This is a genomic window from Franconibacter sp. IITDAS19, from assembly GCF_023079515.1.
Classification (GTDB): Bacteria; Pseudomonadota; Gammaproteobacteria; order Enterobacterales; family Enterobacteriaceae; genus Franconibacter; species Franconibacter pulveris.
In genome coordinates this window covers 1,058,930-1,077,555 of record NZ_JALJCP010000001.1, presented here as the reverse complement: position 1 = coordinate 1,077,555, position 18,626 = coordinate 1,058,930, and the positions used below count along the sequence as shown (strand labels likewise).

At 61.8% G+C, this 18,626-nt stretch carries 18 protein-coding genes; 6 read left to right on the top strand and 12 right to left on the bottom strand.

Features of this window, described 5'->3' with window-relative positions; all coding sequences use genetic code 11:
- Positions 1–27 precede the first annotated feature (27 nt).
- The 12 genes from fdhF to hycA all read right to left on the bottom strand — a co-directional run bounded on the left by fdhF (position 28) and on the right by hycA (position 12,368).
- Entirely contained in the window at positions 28–2,178 is a 2,151-nt protein-coding gene (fdhF, locus tag MT962_RS05220) for a formate dehydrogenase subunit alpha (protein ID WP_048887354.1), read from the bottom strand.
- Between the two features lie 34 nt (positions 2,179–2,212).
- Positions 2,213–2,758: an electron transport protein HydN gene (gene hydN / locus MT962_RS05215; RefSeq protein ID WP_024559476.1), complete on the bottom strand. Its 546-nt coding sequence runs from the start codon at positions 2,756–2,758 to the stop codon at positions 2,213–2,215.
- A gap of 197 nt (positions 2,759–2,955) precedes the next feature.
- On the bottom strand, positions 2,956–3,177 hold the full coding sequence (gene glgS / locus MT962_RS05210) for a cell surface composition regulator GlgS (protein ID WP_024559475.1): 222 nt from the start codon (positions 3,175–3,177) through the stop codon (positions 2,956–2,958).
- Positions 3,178–4,568: 1,391 nt separating this feature from the next.
- On the bottom strand, positions 4,569–5,036 hold the full coding sequence (gene hycI / locus MT962_RS05205; RefSeq protein ID WP_024559366.1) for a hydrogenase maturation peptidase HycI: 468 nt from the start codon (positions 5,034–5,036) through the stop codon (positions 4,569–4,571).
- Positions 5,029–5,436 (bottom strand): formate hydrogenlyase maturation HycH family protein, encoded by a 408-nt coding sequence (locus MT962_RS05200; protein WP_247364838.1) that lies wholly within the window; start codon positions 5,434–5,436, stop codon positions 5,029–5,031. Before MT962_RS05200 ends, hycI begins: the two co-directional genes overlap by 8 nt.
- Entirely contained in the window at positions 5,433–6,200 is a 768-nt protein-coding gene (gene nuoB, locus MT962_RS05195; protein ID WP_024559364.1) for an NADH-quinone oxidoreductase subunit B family protein, read from the bottom strand. Before nuoB ends, MT962_RS05200 begins: the two co-directional genes overlap by 4 nt.
- Positions 6,197–6,739 (bottom strand): formate hydrogenlyase complex iron-sulfur subunit, encoded by a 543-nt coding sequence (locus tag MT962_RS05190; protein WP_024559363.1) that lies wholly within the window; start codon positions 6,737–6,739, stop codon positions 6,197–6,199. The genes nuoB and MT962_RS05190 overlap by 4 nt, the downstream gene beginning before the upstream one ends.
- Positions 6,740–6,751: 12 nt before the next feature.
- Positions 6,752–8,461, bottom strand: a complete 1,710-nt coding sequence (locus tag MT962_RS05185) for a hydrogenase large subunit (RefSeq protein WP_024559362.1) — start codon at positions 8,459–8,461, stop codon at positions 6,752–6,754.
- A gap of 15 nt (positions 8,462–8,476) precedes the next feature.
- On the bottom strand, positions 8,477–9,403 hold the full coding sequence (locus tag MT962_RS05180) for a respiratory chain complex I subunit 1 family protein (RefSeq protein ID WP_247364837.1): 927 nt from the start codon (positions 9,401–9,403) through the stop codon (positions 8,477–8,479).
- A gap of 1 nt (position 9,404) precedes the next feature.
- Positions 9,405–11,225, bottom strand: coding sequence for a formate hydrogenlyase subunit 3 (hycC, locus tag MT962_RS05175; protein ID WP_247364836.1), 1,821 nt, complete (start codon positions 11,223–11,225; stop codon positions 9,405–9,407).
- Complete coding sequence (locus tag MT962_RS05170) at positions 11,222–11,830, bottom strand: 4Fe-4S dicluster domain-containing protein (protein WP_024559359.1); 609 nt, start codon at positions 11,828–11,830, stop codon at positions 11,222–11,224. Before MT962_RS05170 ends, hycC begins: the two co-directional genes overlap by 4 nt.
- Before the next feature lie 70 nt (positions 11,831–11,900).
- Positions 11,901–12,368, bottom strand: coding sequence for a formate hydrogenlyase regulator HycA (gene hycA, locus MT962_RS05165; RefSeq protein WP_024559358.1), 468 nt, complete (start codon positions 12,366–12,368; stop codon positions 11,901–11,903).
- A 221-nt stretch (positions 12,369–12,589) separates the two neighbouring features.
- Between hycA and hypA the strand changes: the two genes are divergently transcribed.
- The 6 genes from hypA to flhA all read left to right on the top strand — a co-directional run bounded on the left by hypA (position 12,590) and on the right by flhA (position 18,382).
- Positions 12,590–12,940: a hydrogenase maturation nickel metallochaperone HypA gene (gene hypA / locus MT962_RS05160; RefSeq protein ID WP_247364835.1), complete on the top strand. Its 351-nt coding sequence runs from the start codon at positions 12,590–12,592 to the stop codon at positions 12,938–12,940.
- 2 nt (positions 12,941–12,942) lie between these two features.
- Complete coding sequence (hypB, locus tag MT962_RS05155) at positions 12,943–13,809, top strand: hydrogenase nickel incorporation protein HypB (RefSeq protein WP_024561359.1); 867 nt, start codon at positions 12,943–12,945, stop codon at positions 13,807–13,809.
- Complete coding sequence (locus MT962_RS05150) at positions 13,800–14,078, top strand: HypC/HybG/HupF family hydrogenase formation chaperone (protein WP_024559355.1); 279 nt, start codon at positions 13,800–13,802, stop codon at positions 14,076–14,078. Before hypB ends, MT962_RS05150 begins: the two co-directional genes overlap by 10 nt.
- Entirely contained in the window at positions 14,078–15,199 is a 1,122-nt protein-coding gene (gene hypD, locus MT962_RS05145; RefSeq protein WP_048887410.1) for a hydrogenase formation protein HypD, read from the top strand. The genes MT962_RS05150 and hypD overlap by 1 nt, the downstream gene beginning before the upstream one ends.
- On the top strand, positions 15,196–16,206 hold the full coding sequence (gene hypE / locus MT962_RS05140) for a hydrogenase expression/formation protein HypE (RefSeq protein WP_247364834.1): 1,011 nt from the start codon (positions 15,196–15,198) through the stop codon (positions 16,204–16,206). Before hypD ends, hypE begins: the two co-directional genes overlap by 4 nt.
- A 94-nt stretch (positions 16,207–16,300) precedes the next feature.
- Entirely contained in the window at positions 16,301–18,382 is a 2,082-nt protein-coding gene (gene flhA, locus MT962_RS05135) for a formate hydrogenlyase transcriptional activator FlhA (protein ID WP_048887348.1), read from the top strand.
- Positions 18,383–18,626: the final 244 nt, after the last annotated feature.

Below are 18,626 nucleotides of genomic sequence, written 5' to 3'. Positions count from 1 at the left end.
AACACGGCCCGCGCTATCAGGAAACACTTACGCGTCGACGGTCTCCCGCAGGCGGTTTTTCATGCCGCTGTAAGTGGTTTGCACAAAGCTCTCCGCCTGGCGCTGATCGGCTATCGCCTCGACCTTCACCGCGCAGTATTTGGTCTCCGGCGTGCCGGAGATGGGGTCCAGGTTGTCCTGGGTCAGCTCGTTGCAGGCGCCTATCCACCACTGGTAGGTCATATAAACCGCGCCCGGGTTGATGCGCTCGTTGACCTCGGCGCGGCTTATTACCCTGCCGCGACGCGAGCTCACCCACACCAGCTGGCTATCCCGCACGCCGAGCATTTCCGCATCCTGCGGATGCATCTGCACAAAGCCCGGCTCGTCGGCCAGCGTCTGCAACGCCGCGCAGTTACCGGTCATCGAGCGGCAGGAGTAGTGGCCCACTTCGCGCACCGTACAGAGCACCAGCGGATAGTCGCTGTCAGGCCGTTCCGCAGGCGCACGCCAGGGAGCGGCGAACAATTGTCCTTTGCCGCTCGGCGTGGCGAACCGGTTGTCATGGTAAAGATAGGGAGTGCCGGGATGATCGAGCGTCGGGCACGGCCACTGCACATGGCCCATATCGCCCATTTTTTCGTAAGTGACGCCATAGAAGAGCGGGCAGAGTTCGCGCATTTCGTCCCAGATCTGCTGGTTCGAGTCGTAATGCATCGGATAGCCCATTTCGCTGGCGATAAGGCTGATGATTTCCCAGTCGCGCTTCACGTCATACTGCGGCTCGACGGCTTTTTCAAAGCGCTGAAAGCCCCGGTCGGCGCAGGTAAACACGCCGCCATGCTCGCCCCAGGCGGTGGCGGGCAGCAGCACGTCCGCCACTTCGGCGGTTTTGGTCATAAAGATGTCCTGCACCACCACGAAATCGAGCGCCGCGAAGCCCTCGCGCACGAGGCCGAGATCCGCTTCCGTCTGCAGCGGATCTTCCCCCATGATGTAATAGGCTTTGACTTTGCCCTGCAGCGCCAGATGCGGCACCTCGGTAATGCGCACGCCGGTCTGGTTATCCATGGCGGCGGGATCGATACCCCAGGCGCGGGCGAATTTCTCGCGCGCCTGCGGGTCGGTGACTTTCTGATACCCCGGGAAAAAATCGGGCAGTACGCCCATATCGCACGCGCCCTGCACGTTGTTCTGCCCGCGCACCGGGCCGACGCCGACATGCTCGCGCCCAAGGTTGCCGGTCAGCAGCGCAAGGCTCGCCAGCCCTTTCACCACGTCAACCGCCTGGCCGAACTGGGTGACGCCCATACCCCACATGATGGTGGCGGACGGCGCGGCGGCGTAAGTGCGCATCGCCTGACGAATCTGTTGCGCGCTAAGGCCGGTGAGGTGCGCCACCGCTTCCGGCGCGTACGCTTTCACCGCCTCGCGATACGCCTCCAGCCCTTCGGTGTAGCGCGCCACGTACTCTTTGTCGTAAAGCTCCTCTTCCAGCAGCACATAGCCAAAGGCGTTGACCAGCGCCATGTTGCTGCCGTTTTTCAGTTGCAAATGCTGGTCGGCGATACGCGCGGTCTCGATTTTGCGCGGATCGCAGACAATAATCTTCGCCCCGTTCTGCTTCGCTTTCAGTACCCGGCGCGCTACGATGGGGTGCGAATCGGCGCAGTTGTAGCCAAACACCAGCAGACATTTTGAGTTTTCGATATCGCTGATGGCGTTACTCATCGCGCCGTTGCCAAGCGTCGCCTGCAAGCCCGCCACGGAAGGGCCGTGGCAGACGCGGGCGCAGCAGTCGACGTTATTGGTGTTAATCACCGCGCGGGCAAACTTCTGCATCACGTAGTTGGTTTCATTCCCCGTCCCGCGGGAGGAGCCGGTAGTCATAATGGCGCGCGGGCCGTGCTCCGCCTTAATTTGCGCCAGGCGCTTCGCGGTGTAGCGGATAGCCTCTTCCCAGGAGACAGGTTGCAGCTTGCCGCCTTTTTCATAGCGGATCATCGGCTGGGTCAGGCGCGGGGTCAGCAACCGGGTATCGTTAAGAAAATCCCAGCCGTAATACCCCTTCAGGCAGAGCTGGTTTTCATTGGTCGCGCCCGGCGCGGCTTCAGCGCGGACGATTTTGTTGCCATCGACGACAAGTTTCAGTTTGCAGCCCGCACCGCAGTACGGACAAACGCTGGTGATTTTTTTCATCAGTAACAGACCTGTTAAAAGGTGAAAGCGCGGCTTAAAAAGCCAGATGGGTAAAGTTGTCCAGCGCGGCGCGGCGGCGACGCTCGGCGCTAAGCTGGGCAAGCTTGTTGCGGTCAACGCAGACGATGGCGTTGGTCGGGCAAGCCTGAATGCAGGCGGGTCCCTCTTCGCGGTGATAGCAAAGGTCGCATTTGTTGGCCTGCGCTTTTTCCGCCAGCACGTTCAGGCCCGCCCCGCTGTTGCGCACCACCGGGCGAACCACCACTTCCATCGCGCCATAAGGACAGGCGACGACGCAGGTTTTACAACCGATGCAGCGCTCCTGGTGGACATGGACAAAATCGTCGTCGCGGCTGATGGCACCGTTCGGGCAGACGTTAGCGCAGGGCGCGTCTTCGCACTGGCGGCACATCGTGGCGGTAGAAACATTCACGCCTTTAATGACGTGAATGCGCGGCAGAAAGGTTTGCGGCGTCAGCGCGGCGCAGTCCTGTTCCGGCTGATGGGAAACGACGCACGCCACCTCGCAGGTGCGGCATCCGATGCATTTACTTGAATCAGCAATGATGAAGCGGTTCATCATAGTCTCCGGCTGTGGGTTAACCCTCACGGGTATTCACAATCCGTGCCAGATTTTATATCGCTGATTTTAAAGTAATTTAATTAAGAGGCGGGTTTGGCGCAACGTGTCATCGACATTAATGACGAAGAAAATGACGGCAAGCGGGCAACAAAAAAGCGGGTTTCAGTACCCGCTTTGTCTTTTTTAGCTGAAATTTACGCCCACAACTCCGCTTCTGCCTGGGCGGCTTTCGTTGCCTTCATCTGCCCCTGCATACGGTAGAAGTTGTAACGCTCAACAAACCAGGCGGACTGCTCCTTGCTCATATTACCGGTGACGGCGCGAATATCGATGTGTCGTCCTTGTCCGTTCATACGGGCAAAACTGCTAGCCAGAAAATCAAAATTAGTTAACGAATAGATATCGTGTCTGTTCATCAGTTTCTCCCTCCACTTCTTCAACTGTATACGAAGCGCGCTGCGTCTGGTTTTATTCGGACGATTCCTGGTCAGAAAAGGCAGTTTCGGACACTTCTGCGACGCGCGCCATCACACGGAAGTGTGGACGTGGTGAAAGGGGTGAGTCAGCGAGGCGTGAGATTTAGCGGGTGTTCTCCTTCGGGCCTTTGGGGAGAGGAGCGCAGGTGCTGCGCCTTACTCTCTTGGGATATATGTTCGGGAGGTGAAGGGTTCCGTTCGCCGGAATGTTGTTTTCATATGTCATCTCTTTTCACGCGAACGTGCCAGGGGGCTTCGCCGCCGCTCGTGGGTTTTCTCCCTCGCCCCTTTGGGGAGAGAGTTGGGGTGAGGGGAGCAGGCGCTGAGCCTTACTCCCTCAGGATATATGCATGGGCAGTGAAGGGTTCCGTTCGCCAGAGCGTTGTCTTTATATGTCATCGCCACTCATGCGAACGTGCCAGGGGGCTTCGCCGCCAGCCCCCTGGCGACCCCGGCTCCCGGCTCGCAAAATCGACCCCTTCGGGGCAGACCTTCCGGCCTGTCATCTGGCTTCGGGTCGGTCCTGACGGTGCATCCCTGCACCGACATGACCTCACGCCGGTTCCCTCCGGCGTGCCCCGGCCAGCTGTCAGCCCGGAAGGCGATTTTGAGGCCGGATAAACGTCATCGCTGACAGGCTGATGAAAAGCATTACGAAGGAGTCGCTGTAAGGCAGAATGCGTTTTGATGGTGTGGAGGGTGAGCAAGCGCAGCGCCACTCGAGGTTTTTTCCCCTCGCCCCTCTGGGGATAGGGCCGGGTTGAGGAGAAAGGACGGCATGGACGTATCACATTGCAGGGCAAGTGGCGCTTTGCTGACTGGCCCTGCACAACTTCCCGTATGTCGTCAAAGCGAAGCATTTCCTGCAACTAAAATAAAACGCCGAAGCGAAGGGTAAATCCGGCCTCAAAATCGCCTCAGCTTTTTCACGGTGGCCGGGACGCACCGGTCGGACCCGGTGCGAGGGCATGTCGGTGCAGGGACAAAAACGCCGGGAGCGTTTTTGAACAACGCAAAGCGTTGGCCCCGAAGGGGCGAGGCCCATGGATGGGCCGAGTAAACACCGTCATGCCCGACCCGAGGCCAGCGGGGAAAAGATGAGGTTTCCCGCTTCAGCGGGCGATTTTGCGTGCCGGGAGCCGGGATTGTTAAGGGGGCGGCGGTGAGCCCCCTTAACACGTTCGCGTGAAGGAAGAGTACATATGAAAACAATGCTCCGGCGAACGTAACCTTTCACTGCCCGTGCATATATCCTGAGAGTAAGGCTCAGCGCGTGAGCCGCCTGCGACCCTCTTCCCAAAGGGGCAACAGAGCAAACCCGGCGGTTGGCGCTACGCCTCCCCGCCGAGGGCAACAAATCCCCCGCTCCCCTGCCAGTCGGCCAGCCGCTGATAAACGTCCTCCACGCTGCGTTTCACCGCCTCGGTCATCGGGTAATAAAAGCCGACAATATCAGGCTGAATGCCAAGAAAAAGCACCTCGCCCACCGCGTCCTGGAGCTGCTCCACCAGATAGTTGAGCGGCATGTTGTGGGTCGTCATCATGAACATGTCGGCAATGTCGTTCGGGTCGATAAGCCGGATATCGCCGGGGTTTAGCCCCATGTCGGTGGCGTCAACTATCAACAGCCGGTCCGGGCGCAGCGCGCGGATGGCGCCAATGTCGTTTTCCGGCGCGCTGCCGCCGTCTATCAGCTGCCAGTTTCCCCGCGGCGCGGCGCGGCATTTCTCCGCCAGCAGCGGCCCTGCGCCGTCGTCGCCCATCATGCTGTTGCCCACGCATAACAAAACGTCAGTCACGATCCCTCCTTACCATGACGTAGACCGCCGGTTCCTGTTGAATCGCCTGCAACAGGCTCAGCAGCTCACGGCTCCAGTCCTGCTGCGACGCGCTCTGGCGAGGCAGCGCCTCATCAAACGCTGTCGCCAGCAGCGTCACATGGCTCTGGTCGATAACGATTTCGCCGTAGCGCGGCACGCCTTCCATCTTGCGCCGCGCCTCGCCCGGCTCAAGCGTGCCGATCCACGTCTGATAATCCGCAAACGGGCAGACCAGCGTCGCCTTCAGGCAGTCGATCACCCCTAAATGGTGGCCAATCGCCAGGCTGTAGTAGATAACCTGCTGCGCCTGCGGCGGCGTGGCGTCGTTCTCGTCGATAAACTTGCGGCTGAGCCGGCTGAATACCACCTTTTCCGTCATCCGATGCGCTCCCGATCCACCACCTCATTGAGGCGGTGCACTATCTCGCTCAGGCGCGGATCGTTTTCCTGCTCCAGCCAACGCGCCACGCTGTTATGCCCGTTTGCGAGGTGGCGCATAAAATCGTCGGCAATCTGGCGGCCGTAGCGGTAACCCGCGAGCCGCCGCGCGGCGCGGTCCACCCTCACCCGCAATGGCTGCACCATCTCCGGGTGCAGGATCTGCGCAGGCTGGTTATCCTCTTCGCCCGGCAGGCGCGCATGAATTTTCTGCTCCAGCAGCCCCAGCGCCATGGCGAAGCCATACAGCGTGGCGGCGGGGGTCGGCGGGCAGCCGGGAATATACACGTCCACCGGCACTATCTTGTCCGTGCCGCCCCACACGCAGTAGAGATCGTGGAAGATGCCGCCGCTGTTGCCACAGGCGCCGTAGGAGATGCAGATTTTCGGGTCGGGTGCCGATTCAAAGGCGCGCAGCGCGGGCGAGCGCATGGCGCGCGTCACCGCGCCGGTAAAGAGCAGAATGTCGGCATGGCGCGGGGAAGGCACCACTTTAATGCCGAAGCGTTCGGCGTCGAACAGCGGCGAAAGCGTGGCGAAAATTTCAATCTCGCAGCCGTTGCACCCGCCGCAGTCCACCCGGTAAACGTAAGCGGAGCGCCGGATATTTTTCAGCAGCGACGTTTTCATGCGCGCGATAGATTCATCAACGGTGAGCGGCGTCGGAATGTTGTTCTCGTCGCGAGGGCCGAGCAAATTCATCAGATGGCCTCCTTCAGTTCGCGGGTCAGATCGATGCGATCGGACGGCGCAAGCCCCTGCTGGCGCTTGCAGTCGGGACAGGTTTCAACGCCTTCGCGGTGGCGCTCGGCGCGGGCATCGCCGTTATGCGCCAGCAGCGCAATCACATAATCAATCTCCTTTTGCACCGCAAACGGCTGCGCGCAAACGCGACAGCGGCAGAGAGCAAAACGCGCCTGCTGGAGAAAATCTTCCTTGCGCCACACGGCGAGCTCATACTCCGGCGTCAGGCGAATGGCCGCGGTCGGGCAAACCTCTTCGCAGCGGCCACAGAAAATGCAGCGGCCAAGGTTGAATTGCCAGGCGAGCTGCCCCGCCGCGAGGTCGGTCTCCACCGTCAGGGCGTTGGAGGGGCAAGCGTTCACGCACGCGGCGCAGCCGATGCACTGCTGCGGGTTATGCTGCGGCTTGCCGCGAAAGTTTTTATCGACCGGCATCGGCTCAAGCGGATATGCGCGGGTCGCCACGCCGGTTTTTAAGGCTTTTTTGATAAAGGTAAACATGCGGGCCTTCCCCTATTTCAGCGGCGAGTTTTTGCGCTCAATGCTATAGCGCTCCAGTTCTTTGTAAGGCACCACCTGGCTTTTCTTCTTGCGCACGTCCACCACCGTCATGCGGTCGGTGCAGGAGTAGCACGGGTCGAGGCTGCCAATAATCAGCGGCGCGTCGGAAACCGCGTTGCCGCGCAGCATATAGCGCAGCGTCGGCCAGTTGGCATAGGTCGCCGCCCGGCAGCGCCAGCGGTAGAGCTTCTGGTTGTCGCCGGTCATGCTCCAGTGAATGTCGTCGCCGCGCGGCGCTTCGCAAAAGCCCAGCGCGAAGCGGTTCGGGATATAGGTAAACCCTTCCACCATCAGCGGGCCGCCGGGCAGGTTATCAAGGCCGAAGTCGATCAGGTTAAGCGCGGTGAAGACCTCGTTAATGCGCACTTTAAGGCGCGAGATAACATCGCAGCCCTGCTCGCTGTGCACCTCGACCGGCAGCAGCCCGTAGCCGGCAAAGGGGTGATCGGCGCGGGTGTCGCGGGCATGGCCGCTGGCGCGCACCATCGGGCCGACGTTGCTGAAGTCGCGGGCGATCTGCGGGTCGAGCCGCCCCACGCCCACGGTACGCTGCTCTATGTTCGGCGTGCTGAGCAATACATCCACCAGATCCTTAACCTCGCGGCGCATCTGCTGCGCCAGCTGACGCGTCTGGATCATGTCCTCTTTCAGCAGGTCGCGGCGAATGCCGCCAATCAGGTTCAGGCCGTAAGTTTTGCGCGCGCCGGTCAGGATCTCCGCCATCTTCATGGAGGTTTCGCGCACGCGGAAAAACTGCATAAACCCGGAATCAAAGCCGACGAAGTGGCAGGCGAGGCCGAGGTTCAGCAGATGGCTGTGCAGCCGCTCCACCTCCAGCAGAATGGCGCGGATCGTCTGCGCCCGCTCCGGCACCTGAATGCCCATCGCGTTCTCCACCGACGTGGTGTAGGCGGTGCTGTGGGCAAAGCCGCAGATGCCGCAGACGCGGTCGGAAAGAAAGGTCACTTCGTTGTAACCCATGCGCGTTTCGGCGAGCTTTTCCATGCCGCGGTGCACATAAAAGAGCCGGTAATCGGCGTCGATAATATTTTCGCCGTCGACAAACAGCCGGAAGTGGCCCGGTTCATCCGAGGTGACATGGAGCGGGCCAATCGGCACCACGTTGTTTTTGGCGTCACCCAGCTCGTTAATGAACTCGTAGGTCTCTTTATCGCTGGTCGGCGCCGGGCGCTGGCGGTAATCCATACTGTCTTTACGCAGCGGATAGAGCGAGTCCGGCCAGTCGTCCGGCAGCACCAGGCGACGTTCGTCCGGCAGTCCTGTCGGCACCAGGCCGTACATGTCGCGCACTTCGCGCTCGCCCCAGACGGCGGCAGGCACGCGCGGCGTAACGGACGGGAACTCCGGTTTATTCGCATCCACCTCTACCCGCACCGTTATCCAGCATTTTGTCCCCTGCTCCATGGAGAGCACGTAATAGACGGCAAAACTGCCGCAAAGCTTGCGCTCGTCGTTGCCAAACAGCACCGACAGCCAGCCGCCCTGCTGGTAGTAGAGAAACTCCACCACCTCAGGCAGATAATTGAGCTTCACCGTCACGGTGAGCTGGTCGCGGGTTTGCCAGGCCTCATCCAGCACCACGCCAGGAAACGCCTCGTGCAGCGCGCGCAGATAGTGTTGACCCACTTTTTCTTCAGACATCGTTCTGTTCTCTTATCACGCCGCCAGCAAGGAGACGAAAGCTAAAAAAGCCAGGCCAAATCCGGCCCAGGTGACGCGGGAGGCGGCGCCAAAGCGCAGGCGCGCCATGCTGTTTTCAAACAGCGCGATGATGAGCACGCCAGACAGCAGCTTCGCTACCGCCGCGACGACAGCCAGCAGAAGGCCGCCCATGCTGAAATGCGGCATCTGCCCCCAGGGCAGAAACACGCCGACAAACATCTGCAACACCACCAGTTGCTTGAGGCTCACGCCCCACTTAAGCAGCGCGAAGCCCGCGCCGCTGTACTCGGACAGCGGCCCTTCCTGCAGCTCCTGCTCCGCCTCGGCTAAGTCGAACGGCAGCTTGCCCATCTCAATAAACGTGGCGAAGGCGCAGGCGGCGAGCGCCAGTAGCAGCGGCAGGCTGTGGGCGACGGGCCAGTGGTAAACCATCGCGGCGATATGGCTGATATGCGTCGAGCCCGCCACCTGCGCCGCGGTCCACAGGCCGAGCAGCAACATCGGCTCGACCAGCACGCCGAGCATCGCCTCGCGGCTCGCCCCTATCGCCGTAAAGGGGCTGCCGGTATCCAGCCCGGCGATGGCAAAAAAGAAGCGGGCGATGGCGAAGAGATAGATAAGCGTGATGAGATCGCCAACGCCGGGCAGCGGCGAGGAGAGCGTTACCACCGGCAAGGCGGTGGCGATGGTGAACATCACCGCTATCATCACCAGCGGCATCAGGCGGAACACCCATCCTGAGGCCGCCGGGGCCACGCTCTGGCGGCCCAGCAGCTTGAAGAGATCCCGGTACTCCTGCATCACGCCCGGGCCGCGGCGGTTATGCAGCCGGGCGCGGCAGACGCGCGTGACGCCGGACAGCAGCGGCGCGCAGGCAAAAAGAATGAGCGCCTGCGCCAGAGGGAAAATAACGTTCTGCATTTCAGACTCCCCGTGAAATGACAACAACCAGCAGCACCACCAGTTCGATAACCGCCAGGCGGCGGCACAGCACAGGACTGGCGTTGCGCCAGCCCGGCGCCACCAGACTCATGGAACGACGAAGCGCGATGACCGGCGCGAAGGCGGCTCTCACCGGCTGGGCGAAGCCGTGGGCGGTAATCACCATCGCCGACTCATGCTCATAGCCGCAGACCCAGGCGCCGCCGCGGGTGCGGGCGGGCAACCTGTCGCCTTTCAGCAGCGTCAGCAGCAGGAACGGCAGCAGCAGCGAGCCGAGCAGCAGCAGCGTTATCATCAGCTGAGCAACGCCTGTGTGAGCGGTGACCAGCGGCAGCGGTACGGCGTTATGCAGCAGCGGCAGCAGCCAGGGCGCGCCAACGCCGCCCGCCACGCAGCAGAGCGCGCAAAGGGCCGCGCTCAGCGTCATTGGCCAGGGCGCAGGCTGCGCGTTTTCCGCCTCTGCGGTTCTCGGCGCGCCAAGGAAGGTGACGCCGTACACCTTCGCCATGCACATCACCGCCAGCGCGCCGGTAATGGCGAGACCCACCGCCAGCAGCGGCCCGCACAAGCGCGCGGCAAACGGCGCAAGCTGACCCAGGCGGAAGAAAGATTGATAGATAACCCACTCCCCGGCGAAGCCGTTCAGCGGCGGCAACGCCGCCATCGCCATCAGCCCCACCAGCATGGCGAGCGAGATAACCGGCATCTTTTTGCCGATGCCGCCGAGCTTTTCGATATCGCGATGCCCGGTGCGAAACCACACCGCGCCCGCGCCCAGAAAGAGCGTGGTTTTGAACAGGCTGTGATTAAAAAGATGGTAAAGACCGCCGGTCATGCCGAGTGCAATCAGCACCGGCTCGCGAAGCGCCAGGCCGGTGAGGCCCGCGCCAAGGCCCAGCAGGATAATGCCGATATTCTCAAGCGTGTGATAAGCCAGCAGGCGGTGGATATTGTGCTCCATCAGCGCGTAAAGCCCACCGATAAAGGCGGTCAGCATGCCAAGCAGCATCACCAGCACGCCCCACCACAGCGGCAGCGCGCTGTCGATGAGCGACATCATCAGCAGGCCGTAAAGCCCCACCTTCAGCACCACGGCGGAAAAGAGCGCGGCGGCCGGACTCCCCGCCTGGGCATGCGCCTGCACGACGCCGCCATGCAGCGGCACAAGGCCCGCCAGCAAGCCAAAGCCCGCAAGCCCCAGCAGACGAACGCCGTCGCCGAGCGGCTGAGCGGCGGTGAGCTCATGCAACTGCGTAAAGTTCAGCGTGCCATACTGTCGCCACAGCAGCCCGCAGGCGAAAATCAGCAGCAGCGTGCCGCAGCGCCCGAGCGCGAACCAGAGCTTGCCTGCGCCGCTCTCGCCGGTCAGAAAAACGGCGGCGAGGCTCATTATCTCCGCCATGACCACCAGGGTAGCGAGGTTATCTGCGGTGACTGCAAGCGTGGCGGCGGCCAGCAGCAGGTTCAGCAGCCAGCCTTCGGTTCGCGGCGCGCCCGGGCGATCGCCCGCAAGCTGAAAGAGGCTGACAAAAAAGCCCGGCAGGCCAAAAGCCAGCAGCCAGACGCTGTTGAGCGGCCCCACCTGTACGGTGAAATGCCCTGCGCCAAGCGCAGCGATGGTCGCCGGGCGCAGCTCGCCCAGCACCAGCGCCCCCGCCGTCAGCGCGCCAAGGCTGCCGAGCAATCCGCTCGCCGCCGCGACGAACGCGCTCAGCGGCTTATGCGGGCGCAGCAGCAGCGAAAGCAGCGCGCCGCCGAGAAATATCGCCAGCGCCCCATTCAGTAAAGTCACGATGCTCATGCGTTTCCTCTGCTTATGTCAGGCAACTGCGACAGATCGCCAAAGTCGGAATAGAGCGTCAGCTCGCGTTTGCGGCGGCTGGCGCGGGCGATGTCGTGGTTATCGACAAGCCTTAACGCGTTGGTCGGGCAGGTGCGCACGCACGCCGGGCCCGCGTCGTCGAAGGCGCATAAATCGCACTTCACCGCCACGGCGCGTATGCCGGGCGTCCAGTCGAGAAAAGCGCCGACGTGGGCCGGCGCCGGGGGCGCCGGGGGCGCCTTCGGGCTGTTGACGTTGGCGGGAACATGCAACGGACGGCTGCCGGAGAATTCAATCGCGCCAAACGGGCAGGCAATACCGCAAAGCTTGCAGCTTACGCACAGGCTCTCATTGAGCTGGACCGCCCCCGCCTCGCGGTTAATGGCGTTTACCGGGCAGACCTGGGCGCAAGGCGCATCTTCGCAGTGGCGGCAAAGCTGCGGCGCGGAGTCTTTTTCGTTGCGCATCACCTGCAGGCGCGGTCGGGACTGCAGACCGTGCAGGCGATGGGTCTCTGCGCAGGCGGCTTCGCAGGTGCGACAGCCGATGCAGAGCGAAGAGTCAGCAAGGATAAAACGATTCACCAGTCATTCCTCAGGTGAGACATTTTTGACGAAATGTGTCGACGTCGACAGTCGCCGACACGTAAACGTGTCAGGCCACGTCAGGCTTGCGTGGGTTCGCCAGCAGCGCGCTGATGCGCAGCGGCGCATCGCCCTGCACCGCCTCATACAGCCCCTCATACACGGCGCTGATTTTATTGAGGTAATGCTCAAGCACGCGCTCGCGGTCGCGGATATCCACCGCGCCATCAAGCAGCCCGTTCTGGTCCAGCCGGGCGCTGGCGATGCAGGCCTGCTCACGCCCGTCGCGGCTCTCCACGAGATAGTTAATGGTGTGGCAGTTAAAGCCTTCGGCCTGTTCCACGCGAATAACGAAGTGGTCGAAGAGAAAGAAGCTGAGCCCGGTCTGCGGCTCGCAGCCCATGGCGTGATGCAGCTTATGTTTCGACAGGGTGATGGCCTGGACCAGGGTATTGCAGTAGGTATGCCAGTGCGACTGCAGGCTGCGGTGACGATCCGCGATAAATTCTGCTTTCTGGCTTAGTTCGGAAAGGATCATGGCGTAACTCTCATTTACGGGTAGCAGTCCCGTTTAGCATGAACCGTGCCATTTTTTATCCCATTGTATTTTAATGACTTTATTTAGAATGACAGCGCCTGCGCGCTGTCATGACGTGTCATTTCGACAGCCTCGACACCCTTTCTGCCGACACCGTTTTTCCTCTGGCACCGTTATTGCATTGCCCGTCCAGGGCGTCGGCCCATGGCTTCGGAGGTTTTATGCATGAACTCACCCTCTGCCAGCGGACGGTAGAAATTATTGAACAACAGGCGCAGCGGCTCGGCGCGCGGCGGGTGACCGGCGTCTGGCTGGAAATCGGCGCGTTTTCCTGCGTTGAGCAAAGCGCGCTGGCGTTCTGCTTTGAGCTGGTGTGCCGCGATACCTGCGCGCAAGGCTGCGCGCTGCATCTGGCGCAACAGGCGGCGGAGTGCTGGTGTCATGACTGCAAGCAGCATGTTCATCTGCTGACCCAGCGCGTCAGGCGCTGTCCGCAGTGTAACGGCGTGAACCTGCGCATCGTCGCGGACGACGGCGTGCAGATCAAACGCCTGGAAATCGAACAGGAGTAGCTATGTGTACCACCTGCGGTTGCGAACACGGCAACCTTTATATCGAAGGGGATGAACGCAACCCCCACTCGGCGTTTCGCGCCGCCCCCTTCGCCCCGGCAGCCCGCACTCAGGCCGCTATCACCAACGTTAATCTCTTTACCCCCGCCGTCGCCCCGCAGGGCGATCTGCATTACGGACGCGGCGAAGCGGGCACCCACGCGCCGGGGCTAAGCCAGCGCAAGATGGTGGAGATTGAAATTAATGTGCTGGAGAAAAATAACCGGCTGGCGCAGCGCAACCGCCAGCGCCTGAACGAACGGCGACAGCTGGGGTTAAACCTTGTTTCCAGCCCCGGCTCCGGCAAAACCACCCTGCTGACGGAAACCCTGAAGCGGCTGCACGGTAAAACGGCCTGTGCCGTCATTGAAGGCGACCAGCAAACGGTGAACGACGCCGAGCGCATCCGCGCGACCGGCACCCCCGCGCTTCAGGTGAATACCGGTAAAGGCTGCCATCTGGATGCGCAGATGGTGGCCGACGCCATGACCCGGCTCCCCCTCGCTGATGGCGGCATTCTGTTTATTGAAAACGTCGGCAACCTGGTCTGCCCGGCGGGGTTTGATCTTGGCGAACGGCATAAGGTGGCGGTGCTCTCCGTGACCGAGGGCGAAGACAAGCCGCTTAAGTATCCGCACATGTTCGCCGCCGCCTCGCTGCTGCTGCTGAATAAAATCGACCTGCTGCCTTACCTCGATTTCGACGTGGAAAAATGTCTGGCCTGCGCGCGCGAGGTCAACCCGGATATCGACATCCTGCTGGTTTCCGCCACCAAAGGCGACGGCATGGAGGCCTGGCTCGCCTGGCTGGAGGCGCAGCGATGTGCATAGGCATTCCCGGGCGGATTTGCGAACTGGGCGAGGGTAACCTCGCCCGCGTTGAGGTCAGCGGCGTGAAGCGCGAGGTGGATCTTACGCTTGTCGGCACCCATGACGAACATGGCGCGCCGCGTCTTGGCCAGTGGGTGCTGGTGCATGTCGGCTTCGCCATGAGCCTGATTAACGAACAAGAGGCGCTGGATACCCTCGACGCGCTGCAAAACATGTTTGACGTGGAGCCGGACGTTGGCCCGCTGCTCTACGGCGAGGAGGCATGCTGATGCGCTATGTGGATGAATACCGCGAGCCGCAGCGGGTAATGCAGCTTATCGACAGGCTGCGCGAGCGGGCGGCGCGGCTGCCCTGGAGCGCTGAACGGCCGCTGCGCATTATGGAGGTGTGCGGCGGACACACCCACGCCATTTTCAAATTCGGGCTGGACCAGTTGCTGCCAGAGAACGTTGAGTTTATTCACGGCCCCGGCTGCCCGGTCTGCGTACTGCCGATGGGGCGCATCGACAGCTGCATTGACATCGCCGAGCGCCCTGGCGTTATCTTCTGCACCTTCGGCGACGCCCTGCGGGTGCCGGGGAAAAACGGCTCGCTGTTGCAGGCGAAAGCGCGCGGCGCGGATGTGCGCATCGTCTATTCGCCCCTGGACGCGCTGAAGATTGCCGAAGAAAACCCGCAGCGCGACGTGGCGTTCTTCGGCCTGGGTTTTGAAACCACCATGCCCGCCACCGCCCTGACGCTTCGGCAGGCGAAAGCCCGCGGCGTGGAAAACTTCTTTTTCTTCTGTCAGCACATCACGCTGATCCCAACCCTTGCCAGCCTGCTTTCGCAACCGGATAACGGCATCGATGCGTTTCTCGCACCTGGGCATGTCAGCATGGTTATCGGCACCGCCCGCTACGATTTTATCGCCACGCAATATCAGCGGCCGCTGGTCGTGGCGGGCTTTGAACCGATGGACTTGCTGCAGGGCGTGCTGATGCTGGTGGAGCAGAAAATCGCCGGGCGGAGCCGGGTGGAAAACCAGTACCGCCGCGTGGTGCCGGACGCGGGCAACCCGGCGGCGCAGCACGCTATTGATGATGTTTTTTGTGTGGAAGGCGACAGCGAATGGCGCGGGCTCGGCGTGATAAACGGCTCGGGGGTGAAGCTTCGCGAAGCGTACCAACGCTTTGACGCCGAGGCCCGCTTTGCGCCCCGTAAGCACCAGGTCAGCGATGACCCGCAGGCGCGCTGCGGCGAGGTGCTGACCGGACGCTGCAAACCCGCGCAGTGCCCGCTGTTCGGCGCGCGCTGCAACCCGCAAAACGCCTTCGGCGCGCTGATGGTCTCCTCAGAGGGGGCTTGCGCGGCGTGGTATCAGTACCGTTCTCAGGAGTGTGAAGCATGAACACCATTACCCTCGCCCACGGCAGCGGCGGCCAGGCGATGCAGCAGTTAATCGGCCAACTTTTTATGCGGGCGTTCGCTAATCCCTGGCTTGACGAACAGGAAGATCAGGCGCGCCTGCCGCTTGCGGAGCTCACCGCGCGCGGCGATCGCCTGGCGTTTTCCACCGACAGCTACGTCATCGACCCGCTCTTTTTTCCCGGCGGCGACATCGGCAAGCTCGCCGTCTGCGGCACGGCTAACGACGTGGCGGTCAGCGGCGCGCTCCCGCGCTGGCTCTCCTGCGGCTTTATTCTTGAAGAGGGGCTTGCGCTGGCGACGCTTGAGCGCGTGGTAAACAGCATGGCGGCGACCGCCCGCGAAGCGGGGATAGAGATTGTGACCGGCGATACCAAGGTGGTGCCGCGGGGCGCGGCGGATAAGCTTTTTATCAATACTGCCGGGCTGGGGGCGATTCCGACGACGATTCACTGGAGCGCCGCTTCGCTGACGCCGGGCGACCTGCTGCTGGTTTCCGGCACGCTCGGCGACCATGGCGCCACTATCCTTAATCTGCGTGAGGAGCTGGGGCTTGAAGGGGCGCTTTCGAGCGACTGCGCCCTGCTCTCGCCGCTGATTGAGGCGCTGCGCCCGATCCGGGGAGTGAAAGCGCTGCGCGATGCCACCCGCGGCGGCGTTAACGCGGTGATGCATGAGTTCGCCGCCAGCAGCGGCTGCGGCATGGCGCTTCAGGAGAAGGCGTTGCCGCTCAAGCCGTCGGTACGCGGCGTGTGCGAACTGCTGGGACTGGACGCCCTTAACTTCGCCAATGAAGGAAAGCTGGTGATTGGCGTGGCGCGGGAAGCGGCGCAACAGGCGCTGGAGGCGATGAAAGCGCATCCGCTGGGGCGTGACGCCGCGATAGTCGGCGAAGTCACCGCCAGCGCGGGCGTGCGGCTTTGCGGGCTCTACGGCGTGAAGCGCACGCTTGATCTGCCGCATAGCGAACCGTTGCCGCGGATCTGCTAAAGCCTGTTCCTGCGCAAAAAACCATTAATTAGCCTTTAGTTATTATAGTGCTTTGCTTGTTTCGCCTTTTGCGAAACCTTTCCGGATGAGTCTAATGTCATACACTCCCATGAGCGATCTCGGCCAGCAGGGGCTGTTCGATATCACCCGCACGTTATTGCAACAGCCGGATCTCTGCGCGCTGGCGGAAGCGCTGAAAACGCTGGTGAAAAGTTCTGGCATGGCGGATCGGGTTAATATCCTGCTTTACCACCCTAAGCATCAGCGGGTCTGTTTTTACAGCGTCGATAACCTCGGCAAAGCGGTGCAGTACGAAGATGAAACCGTGCTTTCCCACGGTCCGGTTCGCCGGGTGCTCTCCCGCCCGGAAGTGCTGCATTGCGACTATCAAGAGTTCGCCGAGACCTGGCCGCCGCTCGCGGCGCTGGCCCTCTATCCGCCCTTCGGCCACTACTGCCTGGCGCCGCTCGCCGCCGAGGGGCACATTTTTGGCGGCTGCGAGTTTATTCGCAACGCCAACACGCCGTGGAGCGAAAACGAGTACTCCCGGCTGCAAACCCTGACGCAAATCGTCAGCGTGGCGGCAGAGCAGATCCAGACGCGCGTGGGCGATAATCAGAATTACCAGCTGCTGTGCCGGGAGCGCGACGACTTTCGCATTCTGGTGGCGATTACCAACGCCGTGCTGTCAAAACTGCATCTCGATGAGCTTGTCACCGAGATCTCGCGCGAGATTCATTACTACTTCAACATCGACTCGGTCAGCGTGGTGCTGCCCTCGCCCCGCAAGGGCAAGCTCACCATCTGGTCCACCCACTACGTTGACGAAGCCGCGCCGCTGCACGACCAGAGCGAAGTTACCGCAAAAGGCACCCTTTCAGAACGGGTGCTGAAGAGCCGCGAAATGTTGCTGGTTAACCTGCACCAGCGCGACGAACTCGCCCCTTATGAACGCATGCTGTTTGAAATGTGGGGCAACCAGATCCAGACGCTCTGCCTGCTGCCGCTGATGTTTGGCGATAAAATGCTCGGCGTGCTGAAGCTTGCCCAGTGTGAGGAGCATATTTTCACCGCCGCCAACCTGAAGCTGCTGCGCCAGATTGCCGAGCGCATCGCCATCGCGGTCGATAACGCGCTCGCCTACCAGGAGATCCACCGGCTAAAAGAGCGGCTGGTGGATGAAAACCTGGCGCTGACCGAGCAGATAAACAACGTACCGGCGGATTTCGGCGAGATTATTGGCCGCTCTGACGCGATGACCGCGGTGATGAAGCAGGTGGAAATGGTGGCGAAAAGCGACAGCACGGTGCTTATCCTCGGCGAAACCGGCACCGGCAAAGAGCTTATCGCCCGCGCTATTCACAACCTCAGCGAGCGCAACGGGCGGCGGATGGTGAAACTCAACTGCGCCGCCATGCCCGCGGGCCTGCTGGAGAGCGACCTTTTCGGCCATGAGCGCGGCGCATTTACCGGCGCCAGCGCCCAGCGTATCGGCCGTTTTGAGCTGGCGGACAAGAGCAGCCTGTTTCTTGACGAAGTGGGCGATATGCCGCTGGAGCTGCAACCAAAGCTGCTGCGCGTGTTGCAGGAACAGGAGTTCGAGCGGCTCGGCAGCAACAAAGTGATTCAGACCGACGTACGGCTTATCGCCGCCACCAATCGCGACCTGCGCCAGATGGTGGCCGACCGGGAGTTTCGCAGCGACCTCTACTACCGCCTGAACGTTTTTCCCATTAACCTGCCGCCGCTGCGCGAGCGCCCGGAAGATATCCCGCTGCTGGTAAAAGCCTTCACCTTTAAAATCGCCCGTCGCCTCGGGCGCAGCATCGACAGCATTCCCGCCGAAACGCTGCACGCCTTAAGCCAGATGGAGTGGCAGGGCAACGTGCGCGAGCTGGAGAATGTGATTGAGCGCGCGGTGCTGCTGACGCGCGGCAACGTCTTGCAGCTTTCGCTGCCGGAAGTGGCCTTCACCGCGCCGAAGAAAGCGACGCTGACGCCCGCGACCGACGAGATGCGGGAGGGCGAAGATGAATATCAGCGCATTGTGCGGGTGCTGAAGGAGACCAACGGCGTCATCGCCGGGCCTAAAGGCGCGGCGCAGCGTCTGGGGGTGAAGCGCACCACGCTGCTTTCGCGCATGAAGCGGCTGGGGATAGAGAAGGATGCGCTGTAGCGCTGCCCGACGCGGCGGGGACCTGGCGGCGCAGACGCTGCGTTTCCCGGGACGGGTTGGCGTTTTATGCCGTGCATATGCGCGGGCAATGAAGGGGTTACGTTCGCCGGAGTGTTGTTTTCATATGTATCCTCTCTTGGGATACATGCATGGACAGTGAAGGGTTCCGTTCGCCGGAGATTTGTTTTTATATGTACCTTCTCTGGGGATACATGCATGGGCAGTGAAGGGTTCCGTTCGCCAG

Bases quoted from the DNA above. Each gene is read 5' to 3' on its own strand.
- fdhF (WP_048887354.1), bottom strand. From the start codon at position 2,178: ATGAAAAAAATCACCAGCGTTTGTCCGTACTGCGGTGCGGGCTGCAAA.
- hydN (WP_024559476.1), bottom strand. From the start codon at position 2,758: ATGAACCGCTTCATCATTGCTGATTCAAGTAAATGCATCGGATGCCGC.
- glgS (WP_024559475.1), bottom strand. From the start codon at position 3,177: ATGAACAGACACGATATCTATTCGTTAACTAATTTTGATTTTCTGGCT.
- MT962_RS05200 (WP_247364838.1), bottom strand. From the start codon at position 5,436: ATGACGGAAAAGGTGGTATTCAGCCGGCTCAGCCGCAAGTTTATCGAC.
- MT962_RS05190 (WP_024559363.1), bottom strand. From the start codon at position 6,739: ATGTTTACCTTTATCAAAAAAGCCTTAAAAACCGGCGTGGCGACCCGC.
- MT962_RS05185 (WP_024559362.1), bottom strand. From the start codon at position 8,461: ATGTCTGAAGAAAAAGTGGGTCAACACTATCTGCGCGCGCTGCACGAG.
- MT962_RS05180 (WP_247364837.1), bottom strand. From the start codon at position 9,403: ATGCAGAACGTTATTTTCCCTCTGGCGCAGGCGCTCATTCTTTTTGCC.
- hycC (WP_247364836.1), bottom strand. From the start codon at position 11,225: ATGAGCATCGTGACTTTACTGAATGGGGCGCTGGCGATATTTCTCGGC.
- hycA (WP_024559358.1), bottom strand. From the start codon at position 12,368: ATGATCCTTTCCGAACTAAGCCAGAAAGCAGAATTTATCGCGGATCGT.
- hypA (WP_247364835.1), top strand. From the start codon at position 12,590: ATGCATGAACTCACCCTCTGCCAGCGGACGGTAGAAATTATTGAACAA.
- hypB (WP_024561359.1), top strand. From the start codon at position 12,943: ATGTGTACCACCTGCGGTTGCGAACACGGCAACCTTTATATCGAAGGG.
- MT962_RS05150 (WP_024559355.1), top strand. From the start codon at position 13,800: ATGTGCATAGGCATTCCCGGGCGGATTTGCGAACTGGGCGAGGGTAAC.
- hypD (WP_048887410.1), top strand. From the start codon at position 14,078: ATGCGCTATGTGGATGAATACCGCGAGCCGCAGCGGGTAATGCAGCTT.
- hypE (WP_247364834.1), top strand. From the start codon at position 15,196: ATGAACACCATTACCCTCGCCCACGGCAGCGGCGGCCAGGCGATGCAG.
- flhA (WP_048887348.1), top strand. From the start codon at position 16,301: ATGTCATACACTCCCATGAGCGATCTCGGCCAGCAGGGGCTGTTCGAT.